A 21795-nucleotide genomic window follows, 5' to 3' on the forward strand; every position below is an offset into this window, starting at 1 on the left:
CGCGCGAGCGGGAGCCTTAAGTCGCAAAATGATTGCGCACGAGATCGACGAACGCGACCAGCCCGGTAAGCAGAACCACGATGAACAGCCAGCGTTCCAGCAGCGTAAACACAGGTCGTTTCCCCTTGCGACGCTCGGCGATGTAAAACCACACGGTCGCCGCCGTATAAAGCACGGTTGACATCAACAGGTAATGCAGGCCGCCCGCGTATACGAGAAAGAGCGCGTAGCCGCAGCCCAGCAGCGCGAGCATGAAATCGATGCGCCGTGACCAAGGCTGCCCCGCATACGATTCGCCGCTCGCTGCGAGCTTCAACCCATAGCCGGCGACGAGCAGATACGGGATCAGGCTCATCGACGTCGTGAACTCCTTGGCCAGCGTGAACGCTTCTTTCGAAAACAGCGTCACGATCAGAAAGGCCTGAATCACGAGGCTCGTCATCCACAGTGCGGCGACCGGTACGTGGTTACGGTTTTCTCGCCCGAGAAACGCGGGCATCGTGCGGCTCTTGCCCGCCGCGTGCAGAATTTCGGCAGCGAGCAACGTCCATGTAAGATAAGAACCGAGTACCGATATCAACAGGCTGAGCTTGACCACGACCGCGCCCCAGGCGCCGACCGCGGCGCTCAGCACGCCAGCCATCGACGGATTTCTCAGCGTGCCCAACTGCTCGAGCGGCAACACGCCATACGACAACAACGTAACCATGACCATCAACGCAAGCACGCAGAGAAAGCCGAGTACGGTCGCGACCCCGACGTCGCGCCGTTCGCGTGCATGCCGTGAATAGACACTCGCGCCTTCGACGCCGAGAAACACGAATACCGTGCCCAACATGGTCTTGCGCACCTCGCCGAACAGACCGGTCGCCGACGGCTCGGGAATGGTCCACAGGTTCGCGACGAACAACTGCCACTTGACACTCGATAGCACGAGCACCGCGAACAGTCCAAGCGCGAACAACTTGGCGGCGGTCATCGACGCATTCACTACCGACGAGCCCTTCACGCCGCGCAATATCAGAAAGTGAAACACCCAGATCATCAGCGAGGAACTGACGATCGCGCTAAACGTATTGCCAGCGCCGAATGAAGGCGCGACGATCGCGAGCGCGGACTTGATCAGCACGAGATAGGCCACGTTGCCGAGACAGCTGGCGCACCAGTAGCCGAACGCCGACAGAAATCCCGTGTAGCGTCCAAACCCGACGCGCGCATACGTGTAGACGCCAGCGTCGAGTTCTGGCTTGCGCCATGCGAGCCGTTGAAAGATCAGCGCGAGTATCAGCATGCCGGTGCCGGTGATGGTCCAGCTGATCAACGAACCGACTACGCCGGTATATTTGCCGAGCGCCTGCGGCAACGAAAAGACGCCGACCCCGACCATCGAGCCGATCACCATCGCCATCAGGCCCGGCGCTGAAAGTCTGACGCGCTTGTCCATTGGTGCGATCGCTCTCCCGCGAACACGTTCCGATCGAGCCGCGCTCGTGCGACTACGATGATCGACCGCTCAGATGATGATCGTGCCGGTCGCGAGGCCGATCAGCGCGCCAAGCGCGCCGCAGGCCGCGACGGCAAAGATGACCCACTCGACTTTCGAAAACACCCGATGGGCGCGCTCGCGTTTGGCCACCACATACAGCACCGTACCGGGCGCATAAAGCAGCGCCGATAGCATCAGGAACTTCAGGCCGCCCGCGAACAGCAGAAAGGCCGTATACAACGCCGCGAACATCGCGACGAAATACTCGGTGCGCAACGCGCCGCTCAAGGTGCCGCCATTCTGTCCACTATCGTAACGCGCGGCCTTGATGCCGTATGCGGCCACGAGGAAATAAGGAATCAGCGCCATCGAGCTCGTGAGATTGAGCATCAGCGCAAACGCATCGGTCGACCAGTACGTGCTGATTACGAAACACTGCACCACGGTACTCGTGAGCCAGATCGCGGCGACCGGCAGCTTGCGCTCGTTTTGTCGCGCGAAGATACGCGGCATCGTCTCGAGACGCGCGGCGGCGAACAGCACCTCGGCGCAGATCAGCGACCATGCGAGGTACGCGCCGAGGATCGAAATGATCAGACCGGCGCTGACGAACACGACACCGAAAGGGCCGAGCAGCGCGCCGAGTACCGCGGCCATCGACGGCTGGCGCATCACCGCGATATCGGCGCGCGGCAAGGTCGCGTAAGGCAGCAGCGTCACCAGCACCAGCAGACACAGCACGGCGACGAAGCCGGTGATCGTCGCGGCGCCGACGTCCGAGCGCTTTTTCGCATAGCGCGAGTACACGCTCGCACCTTCGATACCGACGAACACGAAGACGGTGACGAGCATCGTCGCGCGAACCTGCGAGAACAGGCCCTTGCCGATCTGATCGCTGCGTTCCCACAGATTCGCGCGAAACATGTCGGCGCGAAACAACGCGATCAGCATCACGATGAACAGCACGATTGGAATCAACTTCGCGACCGTGACGATCGTGTTGATCATCGTGGCCTGCTGGACGCCGCGCAGCATCACCAGATGAAACAGCCAGATGCCCACCGACGACACGATGATCGCGGTCGCCGTGTTGCCGTTGCCGAAGGCCGGCACGAAAGCGCCAAGCGTCGATTTGATCAGCACCCAGTACGACACGTTGCCGAAGCAGCCGGCCATCCAGTAGCCGAATGCGGATAGAAAGCCCGCATAATCGCCGTAGCCCGCTCGCGCGTATGCGAACACGCCCGCATCGAGCTCGGGCCTTCGCTGCGCGAGCGCCTGAAAGACGCGCGCCAGCGCATACATGCCGATGCCCGCCACGCACCATGCAATGACCGCGCCGAACGGTCCGGTCGCGCGCGCGAAATTGCGCGGCAACGAGAAAATCCCTGCGCCCACCATTGAGCCGACGACCATCGCGGTCAATGCGGGCAACGACAGTTTCGTCTCGACCTGGCTTGCCATCGTCCACCCTTCAGAGAAGCTGATTTCTTCCAGACAGGGACTTACGCGGAGCAGGTGCGCGTGCATTGCGCATCTCCTGTTAGTCCTCCCCGACTGAAGCCAACGGCCTTGCGAGTCCCGGACCGCACTCCTCCTGGTCATTCACTGTGAGGCCGGCGCCGGTGCGCTCGCGGTGGCGGGCGCGGGTTCCGTCGGCGCTCGTGTATTCGAGGCCACTGGCGGATTGGCCAACCAGCCGCCCCCCAACGCCCTGAATAGCGCGAACTGTGCCTGGAGTTCGCCGACCTCTTCCCTCGCCTGCGACGACTGGCTTTCGAGCAGCGCAACCCGCACCTGATCGATATCGACGCGGCCGGTATCGCCGAGTTCGTAGCGACGTCGCACCTGGCTCAACTGCTTGGTGCGACGCGTGACTTCTTCATTGCGTGCCTTGAACAACTCGTCCTGCCGGTTCAAGCGCGCCAGTGCACGGTCGACGTCATAGAACGCACCGAGCGCGGTCTTTTCGTAGTTCAACATGGCCTGCTGCGCCTGCGCATCCGACGACTCCACCTGCGAGCGCCGCGCGCCAAAGTCGATCAGCGGCATCGCCATCGCCGCGCCGAATAGCCAGAACGTGCTGGCCCCGAGGCTTTGACCCGCGATCTCCCAACCATTGCGAGCAAGCAAACCGCTCAACGACATGGTCGGCCAGTAGTTGAGCCGCGCGACATCCGACTGCCTGAGCGCCGCATTCACGCGTGCCTGCGCCGCGATCAGGTCCGGGCGCCGCATCAGCAGATCGACCGGCTGGCCGGGCTCGATATGCGGCAGCGCGGTCATCAGCGTGTCGCTTTCATCGAGAATCCCCGCGAATTCCGCCGGCTGCACGCCGCATAGATTCTGCAAATTGAGTCGCGCCTGCGCGATGCCGTTCTCCACGTCCTGCAAACGCGCATCGACCTGCGCGCGGCCGGCGCGCGCTGCTTCGATGTCCGTACTCAGCACCAGACCCGCGTTAAAGCTCTTCTCGGCGATGTTGACGAAGTCGTCCGCGATCGCGCGGCTCTGCAGCAAAATCGCGCGCTGACGCAGCAGCCCGCGATAGGTGACGTACAGATCCGCGACACCCGACACCACGCTCAGGCGTACCGCCTCCGCGTCGCCCGCGGCCGCGCGTGCCTGTTCGCGTGCCGCCGAGAGCCTTGCGCGTCCCTGACCGAACAGGTCGATCTCCCATTGCGCCTGCAAGCCGACACGCCAGAACTGCGCATCGGTATTGTTGATGCCGAGGAATTCCGCGAATTCGAGCTGCGTCTCGGCGCCGTGGTATTTCGCAGCGCTCACGCGAGCACCGACCGACGGCAGCAGTTGCGAGCGGGCCAGGCGGATGCCGGCCTGCACCTGATCGACGCGTGCGTAAGCGGTCGCGATGTCGAAGTTGTGCGTGAGCGCGAGATCGATCAGTTTGTTCAGCGTCGGGTCGTTGTACTGGGTCCACCATGCCGCGAGCTGCTGCTCGGTCATCGGTGTCGCCACGCCCGGTTGCGCCTCCGAATACTGCGGCGGAAAGGCGGCGGGCTTTTGCAGCTGCAACGAACCCGTACAGCCGGCTTCGAGCAGCAGGGCCGCGATGGCGAGAAGATAAGGGCGCGCGCGGATCATTTTGCTTCCGGGTGTCGACCCGGCTCCCATTCCGCCTGCCTGATCGAGAACAGCATCGCATACAGCGCCGGCACGGCGACCAACGTCAGCACGGTGGCAAAAACAAGGCCCGCCATAATCGTGATCGCCATGTCCTTGAAGAAAGGATCCCACAACAACGGCGCCATGCCGAGCGCCGTCGTACCGCCCCCCAGGATCACCGGCCGCAGACGGTTCATCGCGCCGTGGGTCACCGCCTGCATGCGCGGCACGCCCGCGGCGATCTGCGAATCCATCTCTTCGACGAGCACCACGCCGTTCTTGATCAGCATGCCGATCAGACTCAATAGACCGAGCAACGCCATGAAGCCGAACGCGCCGCGAAATAGCAGCAGACCGAGCGTGACGCCGACGATCGACATCGGCACGACGAGCAGCACGACGAGCGCCGGCTTCAGGCGTCCGAACATCATCAGCACGAGCAGCGCCATGCCGATGAAGCCGAGCGGCAGTTGACGGAACAGGCTCTGCTGCGCGCGCGTCGACGATTCGTGCTCGCCGCCCCATTCGAAGCTATAACCCGGTGGCAGCACGATGTTCTCGACGCTGGAGCGTATGCGGTTGAACGCGTCGACACTGTTCTGCCCATAGATCGGGTTGGCCGAAACCGTCAGCGTGCGAATCCGGTTTTCGCGCGCGATCTGGCCTTCCTCGGTACCGACCGTGAAGCCGGTGACCACGTCGCCGAGCGGCACGTAACGGCGCAGCCCCGCGCTGAACACCTGCAGGTCCTGCAGACCCGCGACGCCATGCGTGTAGTCGGGCGAATGCAGCACGATCGGCAGTAGCTGATCGCCTTCGCGATAGATGCCCGCCCGCAGGCCTTCGGTTGCATAAGCCATCGTGTCGCTAACCTGACGGCGCGTCACACCGAGCGAGCGCGCCCGCGATTCGTCGAATTCCGGCCGCACGATGCTGATCGGGTTCTCCCAGTCGTCGCGAATCGCGATGATGCGGCCGTCCGCCTTCAGCACATTCTGTGCTTCTTGAGACAAGCGGCGCAGCACGGCCGGATCGGGTCCGGAGAAGCGTGCCTGAATGGCCGCGCCACCGCCGGGACCGAACTTCGGCCGCGTGACCGTCCAATGCTGTTCTGGGAAGCGCTTCTTCAGGTCTGCTTCGATGTCCGGAATCATGTCGTCGATCAGGCTCTGGTCCTTCGCGCCGACGATGAACTGCGCGTACGACGGATTGCGCGTTTCCGGATCGTAGACGAGGGAGAACCGCGTCGCGCCCGAGCCCATATACGTCTGCACGTTGGTGACGTCCGCATGCTTGAGCAGCACCTTCTCCACCTCGCGGCTCTTTTCGACGACCGCGCGAATATCGGCGCCGCGCGGCAAACGCATGTCGACATAGAAGATCGGCGTGGTGGACGCGGGGAAGAAGCTCCGCTCGACGAAACGGAACGCCCACCCGGCCAGCACGGTCAGCGCGACGAGGCCGATGACCACGAACACGCGCTGTCGGGTGACCCATGACAACAGCTCGCCGTAACGCTTGTACAGCTTCGACTTGAACGGGTCATCATCGATGATGTCCGCGGGCTTGAAAAGATACGTGCCGAACAGCGGTGTCAGGGCGATGGCTATCACCCAGCTGAATAGCAGCGAAATCGCAGCGACGGCGAACAACGACGCACAGAATTCGCCGACCGCATCCGGCGACAGGCCGATGCCCGAGAAAGCCAGAATCCCCACAATGGTCGACGCGAGCAGAAGCCATTGGCTTTGTTTGAGAATCTCGGTCGCCGCCTGGAGATGCGACATGCCTCGTTGAACCTTCACGAGCATCCCCTCGACCACCACGATGCTGTTGTCGGTCAGCATGCCCATCACGATGATCAGCGCGCCGAGTGAGATACGTTGCAGCTCGATGCCTGCCGCGTACATGACCAGCAGCGTGCCGAGGATCGACAGGAACAGCTCGACGCCCAGCACGACACCCGCGCGCCAGCCGAGCGCAATGCCCAGCGCGACACCGACGATCGCCACGGACAGGAACACGTCGAAGATAAAGCCGCGCACGCTCTCGTCGACGACCTGCGGCTGATCGTAAAGCGAGTGCAGCTTGATGCCGATCGGGCGGTCACGCTCGAGTTCGGCGAGCCTTGCCTTGAGCTCCTCGCCGACCCTCACCACGTTGACGCGCGGCCGCGCGCTGATACCGATCGTAACCGCGGGCTGGCCGTTATAGTGAATGACCTGGCTCGGAATCGTCGCGTAGCCGTGGCTTACGCGCGCGATGTCGCCGAGCAGCAGCGGGCCGGGCGTATTGTTGACAGGCAGCGAACGAATGGCCTGCAGTGAATCGAGCGAGCCGGACGGCGCAATCCGCAACGACAGGTCGCCGACACGTTCGCGGCCCGCGGGCCGAACCTCGTTCTGCACGAACAGCGTCTGCGCAAGATCGTCGGTGGACAGATTGTTGGCGATCAGTTGCGACTGGTCGACGTCGACCGAGATCTGCTCCTGCTGCTCACCGGCGATCACGATGTCGGACACGTCGCCGAGTGTCAGCAGTTGGCGGCGCAGTTCGCGCGCGTACTCATACAGTTGCGCCTGCGTGTAGCCCTCGCCGGTCAGCGCGTAGAACATCCCGTAGACGTCGCCGAAACGGTCGAGCACGAGTGACGGTCCCGCGCCCGGCGGAAGCCGGGGCTGTGCATCCGATACCGACTTGCGCACCTCGTCCCACACCTGCGGCAATTGCGCCGACGTGTACTGGTCGCGAATCTCGACGCGGACTTCAGAGTAGCCCGGTGTCGAACGCGAGGTCAGCTTGTCGACCTGCGGCATCTGCTGGATCGCGCTTTCGAGCCGGTCCGTCACTTCCTGCTCGACCTCGTGCGCACTCGCGCCCGGATACAGCGTCACGACGACCGCAGTCTTGATCGTGAACTTCGGGTCTTCTAGCCGCCCGATGTTGTAGTACGCGAAGATGCCGCCCAACAGCGAGACGAGCGTCAGAACCCACGCGATCAGCGGCTTTTCGATAAGGGGGCGCGCGAGGTTCATTGAGGCGCATCCATTGGACGGACGGCCATTCCCTCTTTCATGAACTGCGAGCCGCCGGCCACCACGCGGTCGCCCGCCGCGACCGCCCCCGCGACGACCACATCGTCATTGCGAATTTCGCGCACACTGACCGGCACCGCATGCACACGGCCGGACGCGGCGTCGTAGCGCCACAGACTGCGCTGACCGTCCGCGCCGATCGACACCGCGGCGATCGGAATCGCGAAGTACCCTTTGTTGTCGTTTTGCGCGACCTGACGCGCGGTGTCGGAAATCTGTACGCGCAGCGCCATGCCGGGGAACAGCATCGCGCTTTGCGGTCCTTCGATCGAGAACACGAGCCGGTAGGCCGCCGAAGTCGGCGAGGTCTGAGTGGTCCGTTCGCGAAACACGAGCGGGAAGCGGTTCTGCGGCCGCTCGGGCAGCCACGCCTCGGCTCTCAGCGTCTTGTCGACGAATAGCCGTTCGGCAATGCTCTGAGGCAGATCGACGCCGACATCGACACGGCCGATGTTTTCCAGATTGAATGCGGGCGCCCCAGCCTGCACGACCTGCTGGATCTCGATGTTGCGGCGAGCGATCCGGCCGTCGAATGGCGCGACGAGCTGGGTATTGCGTAAGTCGCGGCTCGCCATGTCGCGTGCCGCGCGTGCGGCATCGGTGGAAGCCGACAACTGCTCATAGGCAGCCTGAGACAGAATCCCGTCCTTGCGCAATACCGCCTGGCGCTTCAGGTTGTCGCTCAGTTGCTGATACTGCGCGTTCGCGCGTTGCAGTTGCAGCCTGTAGGGTTCCTCGTCGATCCGCGCGATCAGTTGCCCGCGTTTCACCGACGCGCCTTCGAGCACCGCGATCTGCACGACGCGGCCCGATACTTCGAAGGCGAGCGGCGAGATGCTGGTCTGCTCGACCCGCCCGGTAAAAATTCGGATGGCGGAAGCGTCGGCCGGTTCGACCCTGGTGAGCTGCACGGCTGGCCTCGTATCGCCACTCTGTGTTTCGGTCTGCCGTTGGCAGCCCGACAGTGAAACGACAAGCGCGCAGGTCAACGCGCACGACAATGCGCCGGTCAGTGCGATTCCGGCTGATCGGCGAGGCCGCGGTGCATCGGAGCGGTTTGCATTCATGACGTTCTCGGCTGACTGCTGGCGCAACCCATGTCGTAAGCCCGGCGGCAACGTAGTTCACGGCCCGGGCGCAACCCATGTCGTAAGCCCGGCGGCAACGTAGTTCACGGCCCGGCGAATACGAGACCCTACAGGTTGCTCAGCAATTCATAGGGGCCCGTAACAGTGGACCGATGGGTGCATCCGCTTCGACTTCCACGGCCAGGTCAGACTCGAGGAACAGCGGCATCCCTTCTGTCGGACCGGCAACGACGTTCAAACCAGTCTATCGGCGACAATGGTGTTGTGGCCGTCCAGACTACAGCTGCAACCTATGTGTCGTCATTCCGGCTCCGTTCATCAGGCATCCTGTCTAACTTCCAAACTGCTTCGCCACGCCGAAAAAAGACTGAGGAAATTGACGAGTCCGCCCTGTATGGAATGCACGACGATTCCGCATAACCTGAAGACGAATGAATATGCGGGCGGATTGCAGCGTTGAATCAGATCCCTTCGATTGAACCTTGCTGCAAAATTATTAAAGTTCCCAAACAATTCGCTGTCAAGAGCCTCACCGGCGCAGCGCGATCGTATCGATTGCTTACCTTAAGCGGTATATCAAAGCCGTCATAGGCGTTCATGACTTCGCGCAGTTCACTGGTGGTTTGCCCGTGTCATGCGTGCGTCATCGTCCCCTTTCAGTTCGTCACAGGCATCATGGCCGAACAATGCGCAAGCCGTCAATCGATTCGCGACTTGCTACGGTCATGCCGACTCGTTCTATGGTTGCTTCGGCTTCTGTTGGTGAAATATAAGCATGGCTATTCCGCTGTACTAGTCACGAAATGGCATGGGGAAAAATGCTATAGGTTTCAAGGAATTTTTGTTTCGCCGATGGGTGACGCAACTCTGCGTGAAAAGAAAGTTGGCAATTGCAACGTCGCGGGCCGCCGCCAGCGTCCATCGCTTGCATCGGCGTAGCGCGGCTGCCCTCTCGCACGAACCGGTTCGACGCATCATGACGCGCTCGCTCGCATCGTGGACATCGCGGTGCGCGGCACTCGCGCTGCTCACCAGCGGTCTTCTGTGCGGTTGCGCGATGGTGACCGTCAGCGCGAAAGGCCCGGAGCAATACATCGCGATGCGCCGCGGCGGCATTCTGTCGACCGGCCGTCTGAGCGCCGCGACGCGAGACACGCTGCACATCGCGTGCACTCGATGGGAACACCTGCCAACGTGAGCCGCCCGATTGCATCAATACGATCTCGACCGTCGGCGGAATCAATACCGACCGGCGATTGTCGAGCCTCGCCGAACTGTCGTTGCAGATGGCCATCACCAACACGCCGGCCAACGCCAGCGATTGGAGCGACGCGCAATTCGATCTGTGGCTTTAGGGGCGCGCGATTCGCGTATGCGTTTCTGTTCCTCGGTGAACGCACTGCTGGCGAACGTGCATTCGAAGATCCTCAGACCCGGGTCCGTGACTACTACAACTACGCGGTGCAGGAGCTTGCCCACGCGCTGTTTCTGCGTGGCGCGCTTGCTACCGATGCCGGCAACGGCGTGCCGGGCACGCAGTACATCGCAGGCTGGTCCATTCATCTCGACCTGAGCCGAACCCGGCTACCCGAAGGCGTGCGCGAACCGCGCGAAGTCATCCCGGCGTCGCGGCTGTCGTTCGCGGGGATACGTAGCATTTATCGACGCGATGGTTTGGGGGCGGAACTGGTTGCTGTGATGAACGTGCCGCCGCCTGAGGATGACGTCGATGCGGGTGGCGATGCCAGCGCCGACACGCGTGTGTCCACCGGCGTCGATGGTCGCGCGAGCGCACCGTTCAACCCCCGGCGTGTCGTCAGAAGCCGCGGGATGGCCAAGGCCGGCGTCGCGCTTTTTCCGCGAGATGCCGTCGCCCAACGTCACCGCGTTGATCTGGTTCAGCCAGGGCACGCTCGAACAGGTGCTCACCTCGCATGAGGTCGTGCTGTCCGTCTATGATCCGTATCGCTAAGACAGTGTCGAGCGACACGGCCAGACTGTGCCACTTTCGGCCAACTTCAGCGGGCTACGGCATCTGGCTCGCGCGCTCGGGCTTCGCCGGGCAATCGTTGCGCACGCTGTTTGGACGCGCACACGGTATCGATACGCCTCGCATCTACATGATGCAACCGTTCGATCCCAATCGACGGATCATTCTGATGCTGCTCGGCCTCGCGAGCAGCCCCGAGGCATGGGTCAACGTCGCCAACGATATTCAGGGCGATGAAGTGCTTCGCCAGCATTTCCAGGTGTGGCAGGTCTACTACCCGACCAACGTGCCGATTCTGGTCAACCTCGCGCATCCGCCGCGCCACGCAACAGACGCTCGTGCATTTCGATCCAGACGGTACAGCGCCGGCGTCGCATGGCATGGTGTTGATTGGTCATAGCATGGGCGGCGTTCTGGCGCGGCTGCTCGTGTCGACTTCCGGCGACGCGCTTTGGGCGACGTTCGAGGACAAGTACGTGCCCGAGGGCACCGATATCGATCGCGAGGACGAGCGGCTCAATCGGCTACTGAACTTCACGCCGATGCCACAAATCGAGCGCGCCATATTTATCGCGGCCGCGATCGCGGCCGCGCATCGAGGCACGCCGTTCGCGAGCAACCGGCTGTCGCGCTGGGCGGCCAACCTCGTGCGTCTGCCGCTTGCCCTGCTGAACGAAAGCGAGGAAGTGATGCAGACGGCGACGAACATCGAACCGCAGGGACGGACCTTCCATGTGCCTAACAGCATCGAACAGCTGCGCGAATCCGATCCGTTGATTCGCGCGACGTCGCAGTTGCCGATCAGCGCCGAGGTTTGCTTCCATTCGATCATCGCGCGGCGCCGCGAAAACGGGCCGCTCGAGATTCCGACGATGGCGTGGTCCCTGATCGACAGCGCGCATCTCGTGGCGCGCTGTCGGAGAAGGTGATTGCGCAGTTCGATCAGCGCGGGGAGGTTTGCGGGGAGGCTGGCGATACGAAGTGATGGCGGAGGGGCCAACTGTCTTTTGCGGCGGCTCGGACTTGACGAGGTTGCTGTCGCAGGGCTCTGTTCGAATCACTGGTACAGCGCTCCGAGTCAAGCCGGCGTGACCGAGGCAGGTGCGGAAGACTGTTCGAAATTCTTTCGCTACAAATTACGTATTGAATGTTACGGATTGGCGGGGCGCGTGTTTCCTTATGGCGTGTTGTCGCCGTTTGATGGGAGCGATGGGGTATCGTGCACCAATTTGTCTGGTTGGCGTGAAACAATGGCGTGCATTGTTGAAAAAATGCTTTTAAAACAATAGGTTATCGCACACAAAAGACGTTTCGTTATGTTTCACGCCGTCTCGGATGGCTAGATCGGTCGAAGAATCGAAGGTTCTCGCTCGTATCGGCTAACAGTCACTCGTTTTTCGATATTTAGTTCGCAAAAATTGACTGCGTGTGGGGTCCCTATGGTGTTAGGTTGGCGATGCGCGACTGCTGTGTCGATTGAAGTTCAAAATTGGCCACACGCGAGGCGACTGACAGTCGGTCGCACTGCGGGTCGTGTGATTCGCGATCGTCTTGCCAATCAATATCACAGGGCGGGCCGGGAGAGACTCTTTACGTCGCGAGATTGCGCGCTTGCCCTCACCTATCCTGCCGACCATCGTCCGACAGATTTCTTGCGGATGTTCTGAGAGGAGCGATGTTGATTTCGCGCTGAACGAGTGGACTGACGCAGGCCCATCCGGGTAGCGTGACATACGAGCGGACGGAGATCATTCGTTGTAGACAGCAGGATTTGACTCGACAGACATCGTCAGTTTGTTTCGTCATTCCCGACTTGATAGCTGCCTTTCCGGGGTGAGGAGAAGGTCAAGCCCGAGGCCGCGAAGGGGTGCGCCAACGGCGCAGGCTTGAGGTTCGACTCTCCCCGGAAAACCATTCCGACGGTCGGGAGTGGACGATATTCCTTCTGACATTGTCTAGCCGGTCGAGTGCCGGCTAATACACATTCGTTGCGGTCGAATCACCCATTACTCCGGTGCTTGCCCGAAAATGATCGGCGCGGTCGCGATGCATACCTTCGAATACGTCTATCTGGGTGTCTACCTTGCGGGTAGGTAGATCGGTAGCGACATCAACTATCTTTAGAGTGTCCTTTCTTGACCACGCTGGGATGTTCGCTTAACGCTATTACAACCAATCATCGCGGCCGGCAGGCGTTCGCGGTTGACCTTCTGGTCGTCGATCAAGATGCTGGATCCAGCAACGACATCTGATTTCAGGACAAGCTTGCGCCGTGCCGAACACCGTTTTCGGAATGGCGACTGCTTGGTTTGAGAGAACGCGCGATACAAGATTCAGCAGCGCTTAACGCGACGTTCCAGTAATAACTGGCTCCCGCCGCACCTTGACACATGTCGTCTGTTCGCTGAGGCTAGCTCCATTCACAGCCTTCCTTTGCGCGTTTGTTCATGCCGCTTTCATCGCTAATCGTACGGAACAGCTTTTCCGGCAGAACGACTGCTGACTTTGCGGTCGATGAGCGATGGCCTCAACGCTGCGCGTTCATTGCCTGTGGTACATCGGGAGTGTGAAGCATCCGTGCGAGACGTCGACGACCTTCGCCGAGGTTTGCTGCGGCCGACAGCGCCATCATGAACACAGCTGTTCGGGGACAACCATGTTCAATGCACGTCGCGCACTAAGTGCAGCGGCCTTTCTCATTGAGAAGATTGGGACAGACGACAGCGGAGTCGAGTCGTCTCAACCCAACGCGCTGATGCGGCGTTGGGTTGAGAATGACCGTGGGTGGTCTGCCGGAATAGAGTCTACGTTTATAGGATAGAGGGCTAGCCCCTCCATCCCGTCCGTAATATGTCGGCTGTGCGATTTTGTATGTGCTGCGGGCAATGCGACCGTGAGCGAGGCAGCCGAACCCGGCTTCATGGATGCATCAGAAATCCCCAGTCATTGGCGGTCTCGCTCATGGCGAGCGGCTGACCCGCAACGGGTGCCTGCGAGATCGCTCGCGAACGCAATACTGCCCGAATCGCTCCACAGGTCGTGCAAGGCACGAAGGATGTGCGTTCGCGCGGACGCGGCACGCTTTCATCGGCATCGGAGTGGGTCGTCAAGCGTGTCTAGAGTCTAGACACCGGATCGCGCAAAGGTTGGGCCGCTGAGTGAATGTCTAGACTCTAGACACTCTTCGAGCTGGACTGATTTGGTTGACCAAAAAAAAGCCCGCACTAAGCGGGCCTTTTAACACTACAGCCGAGCCACCGATTAGCTCGTCTTCGGCTGCGATTGGAACATCTGTCCGATCAACTGTCGTATCTGAACTTCTTGCGCCTCGGTGATCACTCCGGTCTTGATCTTGATCGTGAAGTTACTCACGTCCTTGGTGATGCTCCCAGCGTGCTCTCGTCCCGCGAAAAATTTCTCGATGCTGCGTCCGCTGGTACCACCCGACGTCGTCTGCCGGGTCGCCAGGGCGGTGATTGCCGCCGCGACCTTGCCCTGGTCCATTTCGCCTCTCACCAACAGAGGCCAAATTTCGCGAGCGGCTTTCACGCCATCCTCGCCATGCTTTTTGATAGCCGCTGCAATTGCCTGCGCCGCAGTCCCGCCCAATAGTCGCGGTTGAATATCGAGATCTTTCTTGATGAAGTCCGGAAGATTGTCGAACGACAAGAATTGATACAGACCTGCCCGCGACAATCCCATCGCTTCCGCCAGTCGCTTGCGATTCGGGAACTCTGCTTCCGATCGACGAATCGCCACGCCGATTTCATAGTCAGCAAGGTCGTCGCGGCTAATGTTTTCGACCATTGCGAGCACGGCCATATCCGAGTCCGAGCAATCCGCGACCACGGCCTTGATCGTATCCAGCCCCAACATCTTGTGCGCACGCCAGCGTCGTTCGCCGGCGACGATCTGATAGTCGTCCGCAACACGACGGACCACGATCGGCTGCATCAGTCCAACTTCCCGGATCGACTCCGCAAGCTCGGCTAACTTTGCTTCGTTGAACACGCGACGCGGCTGCCAAGGGTTCGGCAAGATGCCCGCAACCGCCAATTGCGATGAGACGCCAGTCGATTCCAGTTCCTGCACGCGAAGTTGCGCAACGGCCAGCGCGCCGGCAAGGCCGGGCGCCGTTTGCGTGCGGTTGCTGCGCTTCACCTCGTCCTCGTTGATCGACGAAGTTTTGCGAATGCCGGACGTCTTGGCCAGCAACTGTTCTCGCATATTGCTCATTGCGCGTTCCTCCATTTTTCCGAATAGATCTCGTCGATCCAGCGACAGTAGTCGACGAGAGGTTGCCGCACGCGTTGCAGCGACTTGGCCGCGCTGTGATTGCTGCTGATGTCGAAGACGGTCGAGAACGCCAACGCCCCGGTGCTCATCACCGAGCTCGCCGGTACCTCGATCGAATGCAGCCAGTTTTCGTACGCGCTTTGCGCCCACGCGCGCACGATCGGCGCCGACGAGTTCCGCCCATAATCGACCCGCGACAACACCAGCGACACGAAGTCGTACTTCTTGTCCGTCTCGAATTTGATAAAGCTCTTGGACACGTCCGAGAAAAGTCGCCAGAACGACAGCGAGCTGATGAAGTCCAGGTTTTCCGGCACCATCGGCATCACCATGGCATCCGCGGCCATCAGCGCGTTCAGATTGAGGTACGACAGCGACGGCGACGTATCCATGAGAATGTAGTCGTACTTCTTGCGCAGCGGCTCGAGCCCTTGACGAAGCACGGTCCAGAAGCGAAAACCCGGTCGCATCTTTTGCATCGCCGGCAGATGGAACTCTGCTCCAATCAGTTCCGTGTGCGCAGGAATCACGTCGATGCCATCCCAGTACGTCGACTGGACCCGGCCCTCGAGTCCGCCTTCGATGTCCTGGTCGTAGACGTACGGCAATACCGTATCTTCAGGCGTCACGTCTTTTTCCGCGTACAGTCCACACAGTTCCGAAAGCGACGCCTGCGGGTCGAGATCAAGCACCAACACTTTGCGTCCCCGCAGCGACAGCCCTTGGGCGAGGCACATCGTCGTCGTCGTCTTGGCGGAGCCACCTTTGAGCTGCGCGGTGATAATGATCTTCCCGTCCGGCTCCTTCAGGCGCGTGACCAATGGAGTCTGGTAGATGTCGGAAATCTTTTGTACCCAGATCCGCGCCTCTTCCAGCGTGAAGGTCCGGGTACGGCCCGTGCCGGCCGCCGTGCCCGAAGGCAGTTCTCCGTCGCCTTTTGTCGCGAGATACTGAACCTGCGAGTGTGAGACGTTGCACATCTCTGCAATCTCGCCAGTTTTGAAAACGGGAGCCGTTTTTCGAGGACGCGGAGCCAGAATCGTGTCACGCAGCTCATTAGTGAAAATGGTGACTTTTTCTGCGAACTCACTGATCTGCTCAAAGTGAACGGTTCGGTCTACGGCAGGAAGTTGGCTCGTTCTGACCATTCTGAGGTTTTTCCATAAAATTCCAGAAACCTCAGAATACAGGAAATACTTGAAAATAGCTTTTTAAATTACTGTTTTTATGCGGATTTTCTGCAAAATTTCTATATTTCCAGACCGTTTGCGGTTGCGGAACTGCCGTGGAAACTAAAGGAGCCCCGAAATACCGCGTCCTCGAAGGCACAAATGACCTCACCTTTCTCGCATTCTGGGTAGCCGAGTCGGCACCCTGCTCAAGACTTAAGCACTTGGTGAGGTCATTTGTGCACTTTCTCATTTCCTGAAAGACCCGTCAGGCGGTGTTCTGCACAACCGACCTCACCATTATCAGATTTTCGCCACCGCCCGCCGAGCGCTCCCCTGAGTTACGACGCAAATGCACAATCAACCTCACCTACGGAAGCGGCAATACGCCGGAGCCAGGCCGTTAGCCAGAGGTTCAGCTCATCGCCACGAGTTGCCAATCACCATAGCAGCACAACCAACCTCACCTTGGCTGCAAGCCTACGCAGACCCGTTCAACGTCTCGCACAATCAACCTCACCATGCTGCATCGCGCAATCCTACGCCGGATTTATTGTGAAGCTGAGTTGGTAGGTTTTTTTAAACCGAGAGCAAACCCACAAACCAACGCAATCAACCACTATTCAATCCATTCAAGCACTTAAGTCCCAAAAGGTGAGGTGCGTTGTGTTGAAGGTGAGGTTCGCTGTGCTCCGAGGTGCGGTTCCTTGTGCAGCAAGGTGAGATCGATTCCCCACCAAGGTGCGGTTCAATGTGTCTGCCATTGCGTCGAATCGCGAAGGTGAGGTGGGTTGTGCGTCTGGTAGGAACGAGGTTGAAAGGGCCGTCGCATAAGGCCTTACAGCGCGAAAGCTCGCTCGCAAGGTGAGGTTCTTTGTGACCGTGGTGAGGTTCTGTGTGCCGATCCGCGGAATGGACGCCGAAACGGCCTCCGCCGCGGTCGTCCGATGGTGAGGTTCTGTGTGTTGACAGCTCACCACCGCATGCTTACAGTCCCGGGAGCGAAAAAGTGGATGAAGAACATGGCCGCGGACAATCCGGAAGAGGGCAGGTCGAAAGCGACGTCACGCCAGATGGCGCTCGCGCTGTTCGAAGACATGTTCGATCAGGGATTGCGCATCAACGAGTCTAATCGCGAGATCGGTTATCAGCGCAACGATTTCTTCACCGAAATCGTCAATATGGGGCTGCCGGCGCGGCGCTTTCTCGACGCCGCGTACTTCATCGTCGCGCAGGAGCCCGAGCAGCGCGATCAGTACGACGTCGAACTCAACTACTTTAAGTGGCTGATGCGTTACGACAGCCGCAACCTAAAGCATTTGCGCACGATCGCCGACGAAGCGCAGAACGCGAAAGTTCGCGTGACGAATACGCCCGCGGACCGCGATCCCAACGAAGACGATCTGTGGGTGCAGGTTCAGTTGATCGGCATGGTTGGCTTTCATCGCGGACGTATGCGATTCGACGTCCATCCGCGGCTCGTGCCGCATATCCGCGATCCGCAGAAATCGCATTGGTTGAGCTTGCGCATTTCCACCGCGTTCACGCGCAGTCTCGCGCGCGCGATCTACGACAAGGTTTTGCCCAACGTGCCCGCGGGACGCACCGACTGGATCCAGCTCGAGGAAATGCGCAACTGGCCCGGCAAAATGGGCGCGAATGCCGCCATTTTCAAATACTTCAAGCGCGATTGGCTCGAGCCGGCGGTGCGCGAGATCAACGAAGTGTCGGACGTCGAGATGTCCTACGAGACGCGGACTGCATCCACGACGTCGAAGAAAATCGACCGCATCCGCTTCCTGCTCAAGCGCAAGGACACAGCCGACGCGGTACTCGCGAGCCTCGCCGACGCGAGCCATCTGTACAAGATTCTCACCGACGAATTCGGGCTCTCGACCAAGCAGTTCAGCGAGATTTCGGAGAACCGCGAACTCTGGACCGACGAACGCATCCAGCAGGCCGTCGAATACACGCGCTTCAGGATCAAGCGCGGCCAGGTCAAGAAGAGCCCCGCGGGCTATCTGATGCGCGCGCTACGCGACAACTGGAAGATCTCCGACGCCGAGCGCACGATGGTTGACGTACAGGCCAAACTGCTCGCCGACGAAACGCAGGAACAGGCGGTCAAGACCGAAACGAGAAAGACCGTGGCGCACAGCATCGCGACGCGCGAAGAAGAAGTGCGCGCGCGCATGAACGAGGATTCGCGCAAGGGCCGCGACCATTTCAACGCCGCCGATGCGAAGACGCGCAAGGAACTGATGCATGCGTGGACGACGTCGCGCGAAGGCAAGCTGATGCTGCGCCGGATGAAGCTCGAACCGTCGACGGTCACCGAAGATGCGATTTTCGCGAATACCGAGCTGGTATGGTATCTGGGGCAGTTCGTGTTCGGCCGGATGAATGCGGCGCGCGCGGCGGCGTGAAGTGAGCCGGAAATCGGCTGCAAAGCAGCCCAAACTGAGCCGACCGGCAAATTGAAAGGGGTCTTGCACTGACGGATAACAACGTCAGTGCAAGACCCCTTGATACTTCAGAACTCTCAGAACGACCCGAACAGCGAGCCCAGCACGATCACCACCACCAGCGCGAGTAACGCGCCGAGAATCCCGACGATCACGATGTCGCGATAGCTTTCGCGGTGGTTCGACCCACACACGGCAAGCAGCGTCACGACCGCGCCGTTATGCGGCAGGCTGTCGAGTGTGCCTGAGGAAATCACTGCGACCCGATGCAGCAGCGCCGGGTCGATGCCATATTGCGCAGCCAGTTGCAGATAGGTGCTGCCGAGCGCGTCGAGCGCAATGGTGAGACCGCCCGAGGCCGAGCCGGTCAGCGCCGCGAGCAGATTGGTGGCGACCGCGAGCGATACGAGCGGACCACCGCCGATACCCAGCACCCATTCGCGCACGAGCGCGAACGCTGGCAGCGCGGCGATCACCGCGCCATAGCCGACCAGACTGCCGACGTTGAGCACCGGCAGCACCGATGCATTCGCGCCCGCGTCGATCGTCTCGCGCAGCGCTGCCAGGCGATGCCGATTGAGCAGCACGAGCACGACGATCGCGACGGTGAGCGCCACGCACACGCCCCACACACCGCCGACCGCCGCAAGCGACGTCTCGCCCCAACGGACCTCGGCCAGATGGTCGGCGTCGATGCGCGGCAGCACGATCACGTTCATCACGAAGTTCGTCAGCACGACGAGCACGAGCGGCGCGAGCGCGACGCCGAACGAGGGCAGACTCTCGCTGACATGCCCGCGCTTCGCTTCCTCCGGATCGAAACTCTGCGATACGCTTGCGCGCTCGCGCACGAGGCTGTCGCTGGCCGGCGCCCTGGCGGATTTCACCACCGCCTTGAGTCCGTCGAATCCTTCATTGGCCGCCTTCGCGCGCGATTGCTGCAAGGACAACCACCAGATCCCGAACACCACCATCACGATACTCGCGATGATGCCAAGCCCAGGCGCCGCAAACGGCGTCGTACCAAAGAACGGCATCGGGATTGCGTTCTGAATAGCCGGTGTGCCGGGCAGCGCGGACATCGTGAACGTCGACGTGCCGAGCGCGATCGCGGCCGGCATCAGACGGCGCGGAATATTGGCGGCCTGGAAGAGGGCGGTGGCCATCGGCGCGAGCACGAAGAACGCCACGAAGAGGCTGACGCCGCCATAGGTGACGAGCGCGCCACCGATCACGACCGCGAGAATCGCCCGATTCGCGCCAAGCTTCTGCGTCATGTAACTGGCGATCGCCTTCACAGAGCCGCTGTCTTCCATCAGCTTGCCGAACAGCGCGCCGAGCAGGAACAACGGAAAGAACTGCGCGAGAAAGCGCGCGGCGCTGAGCATGAAGGTCTGGGTCCAATGCGCGAGAATCGGTTCGCCCGAAATCGCAGCGGCCAGCATCGCGGCGAACGGCGCAAGCAGCAGCACGGTCCAGCCGCGATACGCGAAGCCGATCAGCAGCGCGAGACTCGCGAGCATGCCGAAGAGCCCTAGACCGATCGCGAGCGGTGACAGGGTGATGACTTCCATGGTCAGACTCCGTCGAGCAACGCGTCGAGATCCAGCGAGGAGCGCACGCCGATCGAATCGCCGTGCTCGGCGAGGAACGCTTCGGCAGCACGCCGGCCTTCGTCGCGCAGCATCGTCAGAAAGCTCCACTCGGCGTTCAGCTTCGACGAGTAGCCGAGTTCGGTCATCAGCTCGCTCGCGATCCGATGGATGCGCATCGCCGCCCAATGGCGGCCTTCGTCGCTGCCGGGGTCCGCCGCGCGGCGCAGCAGCGCGATCATGCGCAGCTCTTTCAGCAGCGGCGCGTTGAAGGCAACTTCGTTCAGGCGACTGATGATGTCGCGCGCGGTGCGCGGGGTTTCGTCCCGCACGACGGGATTGACCTGGATCAGCAGCGTGTCGCTCGACGTGCATTCGCGCACCAGCGGCGTCATGGTCGGATTACCGGCATAGCCGCCGTCCCAGTAGTCTTCACCGTCGATCTGCACGGCCTGAAACAGCGTGGGCAGGCAGCCGGAGGCGAGCAGCACGTCAGGCGTCAGGTCGCCATTGCGAAACACACGCGCCTGGCCCGTGCGCACGCGCGTCGCGGTGATGAACAGCTTGATCGGCGCGTCGCGCAGATGCGCGAAATCGATCGAGTCCTGCAGAATCTTCGCCAGCGGATGTACGCCGCGCGGGTTCAGGTCGTATGGAGAAAACACGCGCGCCGCGAGGTCCATCGCGATGAAGAGCGGCGAGTAGTCGAGCGTCCAGCGGCCCATCAACACGTCGAACGGGGTACGGCGAAACGGGCTGTACACCGATGCTTCGAATACTCGCCGCCAGAAGGCTTCGAGCGCGGCGCGCGCGCCAGCCGCGCCGTCTGCCTGATAGCCGCTCACCAGCACCGCGGCGTTCATCGCGCCAGCCGATGTACCCGATATTCCTTCGATCCGCAGCCACGACTCTTCGAGCAAACGGTCGAGGACGCCCCATGTAAAAGCACCGTGCGATCCGCCGCCTTGCAATGCGAGATCGATAAGGGCGGGTTCGCGGTGGGCGGGTTGGTTTTTTGTTGCAGCCAAGACGACTCCTGTAGTGAGGAGTGCTCCATTTCGCGAGCTGACGCCGCATGCACGGCGGACGAATGAACTGCTGGCCAATGCTGTGAACTACCGAATGAAGTGAGGCGTGTTTCAAAGGCGAAACATCGCACTGCACCATTGGTATTGGAAGTGGCCAGTGACTAAAAGTCAAGCGTATTCAGCTTGATTCACAGAGCTTGCCAGCAATCGGCTCGTGGCCGTCATCGCCCGCTTGCTGGCCACGCCGGGCCATGCCGGCCATTCAAGCGGAATATAGAAAAGCCGGTTGGTCACGCCGAGGTCAAAAACAGCGTGTAGAGAGGCCGGCCGGTGCGCCACGTCGCGCCGCTTACATAATCATGGATAGGCGGAGTATCTTTACACGGTTGAGCGCGATAATGCGGTGGCAATCGTGCAACCTGCGTTATCCGTTTGCGCGCGCCGCTTAAATGCTAAT

Annotated in this window: 14 protein-coding genes; 5 read left to right on the top strand and 9 right to left on the bottom strand. The window is 60.9% G+C overall.

The window, feature by feature from the left end:
• Positions 1-16: 16 nt before the first annotated feature.
• The 5 genes from OKW45_RS36640 to OKW45_RS36660 all read right to left on the bottom strand — a co-directional run bounded on the left by OKW45_RS36640 (position 17) and on the right by OKW45_RS36660 (position 8621).
• The gene (locus tag OKW45_RS36640) at positions 17-1444 is read right to left on the bottom strand and encodes a basic amino acid/polyamine antiporter (RefSeq protein WP_429473665.1); all 1428 of its coding nucleotides are present in this window, start codon (positions 1442-1444) and stop codon (positions 17-19) included.
• Positions 1445-1513: 69 nt separating this feature from the next.
• Positions 1514-2950, bottom strand: coding sequence for a basic amino acid/polyamine antiporter (locus tag OKW45_RS36645; protein WP_429474029.1), 1437 nt, complete (start codon positions 2948-2950; stop codon positions 1514-1516).
• A gap of 141 nt (positions 2951-3091) precedes the next feature.
• Entirely contained in the window at positions 3092-4594 is a 1503-nt protein-coding gene (locus OKW45_RS36650; RefSeq protein WP_429473666.1) for an efflux transporter outer membrane subunit, read from the bottom strand.
• Positions 4591-7650, bottom strand: a complete 3060-nt coding sequence (locus OKW45_RS36655) for an efflux RND transporter permease subunit (RefSeq protein WP_429473667.1) — start codon at positions 7648-7650, stop codon at positions 4591-4593. The genes OKW45_RS36650 and OKW45_RS36655 overlap by 4 nt, the downstream gene beginning before the upstream one ends.
• Positions 7647-8621: an efflux RND transporter periplasmic adaptor subunit gene (locus OKW45_RS36660; RefSeq protein ID WP_018422668.1), complete on the bottom strand. Its 975-nt coding sequence runs from the start codon at positions 8619-8621 to the stop codon at positions 7647-7649. The genes OKW45_RS36655 and OKW45_RS36660 overlap by 4 nt, the downstream gene beginning before the upstream one ends.
• Positions 8622-9774: 1153 nt before the next feature.
• On the opposite strand from OKW45_RS36660, the gene OKW45_RS36665 reads away from it, so the two are divergent.
• From OKW45_RS36665 to OKW45_RS36680, 4 genes are all read left to right on the top strand, one after another.
• Complete coding sequence (locus OKW45_RS36665) at positions 9775-9996, top strand: hypothetical protein (protein ID WP_429473668.1); 222 nt, start codon at positions 9775-9777, stop codon at positions 9994-9996.
• A gap of 263 nt (positions 9997-10259) precedes the next feature.
• Positions 10260-10736, top strand: coding sequence for a hypothetical protein (locus OKW45_RS36670; RefSeq protein WP_429473669.1), 477 nt, complete (start codon positions 10260-10262; stop codon positions 10734-10736).
• A 17-nt stretch (positions 10737-10753) separates the two neighbouring features.
• A complete protein-coding gene (locus OKW45_RS36675) occupies positions 10754-11188 on the top strand; it encodes a hypothetical protein (RefSeq protein WP_429473670.1) in 435 nt (144 codons plus the stop codon).
• The gene (locus OKW45_RS36680) at positions 11169-11717 is read left to right on the top strand and encodes a lipase family protein (protein WP_429473671.1); all 549 of its coding nucleotides are present in this window, start codon (positions 11169-11171) and stop codon (positions 11715-11717) included. The genes OKW45_RS36675 and OKW45_RS36680 overlap by 20 nt, the downstream gene beginning before the upstream one ends.
• Positions 11718-14049: 2332 nt before the next feature.
• Here OKW45_RS36680 and OKW45_RS36685 read toward each other — a convergent pair.
• Positions 14050-15024, bottom strand: coding sequence for a ParB/RepB/Spo0J family partition protein (locus OKW45_RS36685; RefSeq protein ID WP_018422672.1), 975 nt, complete (start codon positions 15022-15024; stop codon positions 14050-14052).
• Positions 15021-16232 carry a ParA family protein gene (locus OKW45_RS36690; protein ID WP_026226186.1) on the bottom strand — a complete coding sequence of 404 codons (1212 nt, stop codon included), beginning with the start codon at positions 16230-16232 and terminating at the stop codon, positions 15021-15023. The genes OKW45_RS36685 and OKW45_RS36690 overlap by 4 nt, the downstream gene beginning before the upstream one ends.
• Positions 16233-17275: 1043 nt before the next feature.
• Between OKW45_RS36690 and OKW45_RS36695 the strand changes: the two genes are divergently transcribed.
• Positions 17276-18679: a replication initiation protein gene (locus OKW45_RS36695; RefSeq protein WP_429474030.1), complete on the top strand. Its 1404-nt coding sequence runs from the start codon at positions 17276-17278 to the stop codon at positions 18677-18679.
• Positions 18680-18795: 116 nt separating this feature from the next.
• On the opposite strand, the gene OKW45_RS36700 is transcribed toward OKW45_RS36695, so the two are convergent.
• Complete coding sequence (locus OKW45_RS36700) at positions 18796-20292, bottom strand: GntP family permease (RefSeq protein ID WP_429473672.1); 1497 nt, start codon at positions 20290-20292, stop codon at positions 18796-18798.
• A gap of 2 nt (positions 20293-20294) precedes the next feature.
• Entirely contained in the window at positions 20295-21338 is a 1044-nt protein-coding gene (locus tag OKW45_RS36705; protein WP_026226188.1) for a patatin-like phospholipase family protein, read from the bottom strand.
• Between the last annotated feature and the right edge of the window lie 457 nt (positions 21339-21795).

Source organism: Paraburkholderia lebeckiae (genome assembly GCF_050436225.1).
Lineage (GTDB): Bacteria > Pseudomonadota > Gammaproteobacteria > Burkholderiales > Burkholderiaceae > Paraburkholderia > Paraburkholderia tuberum.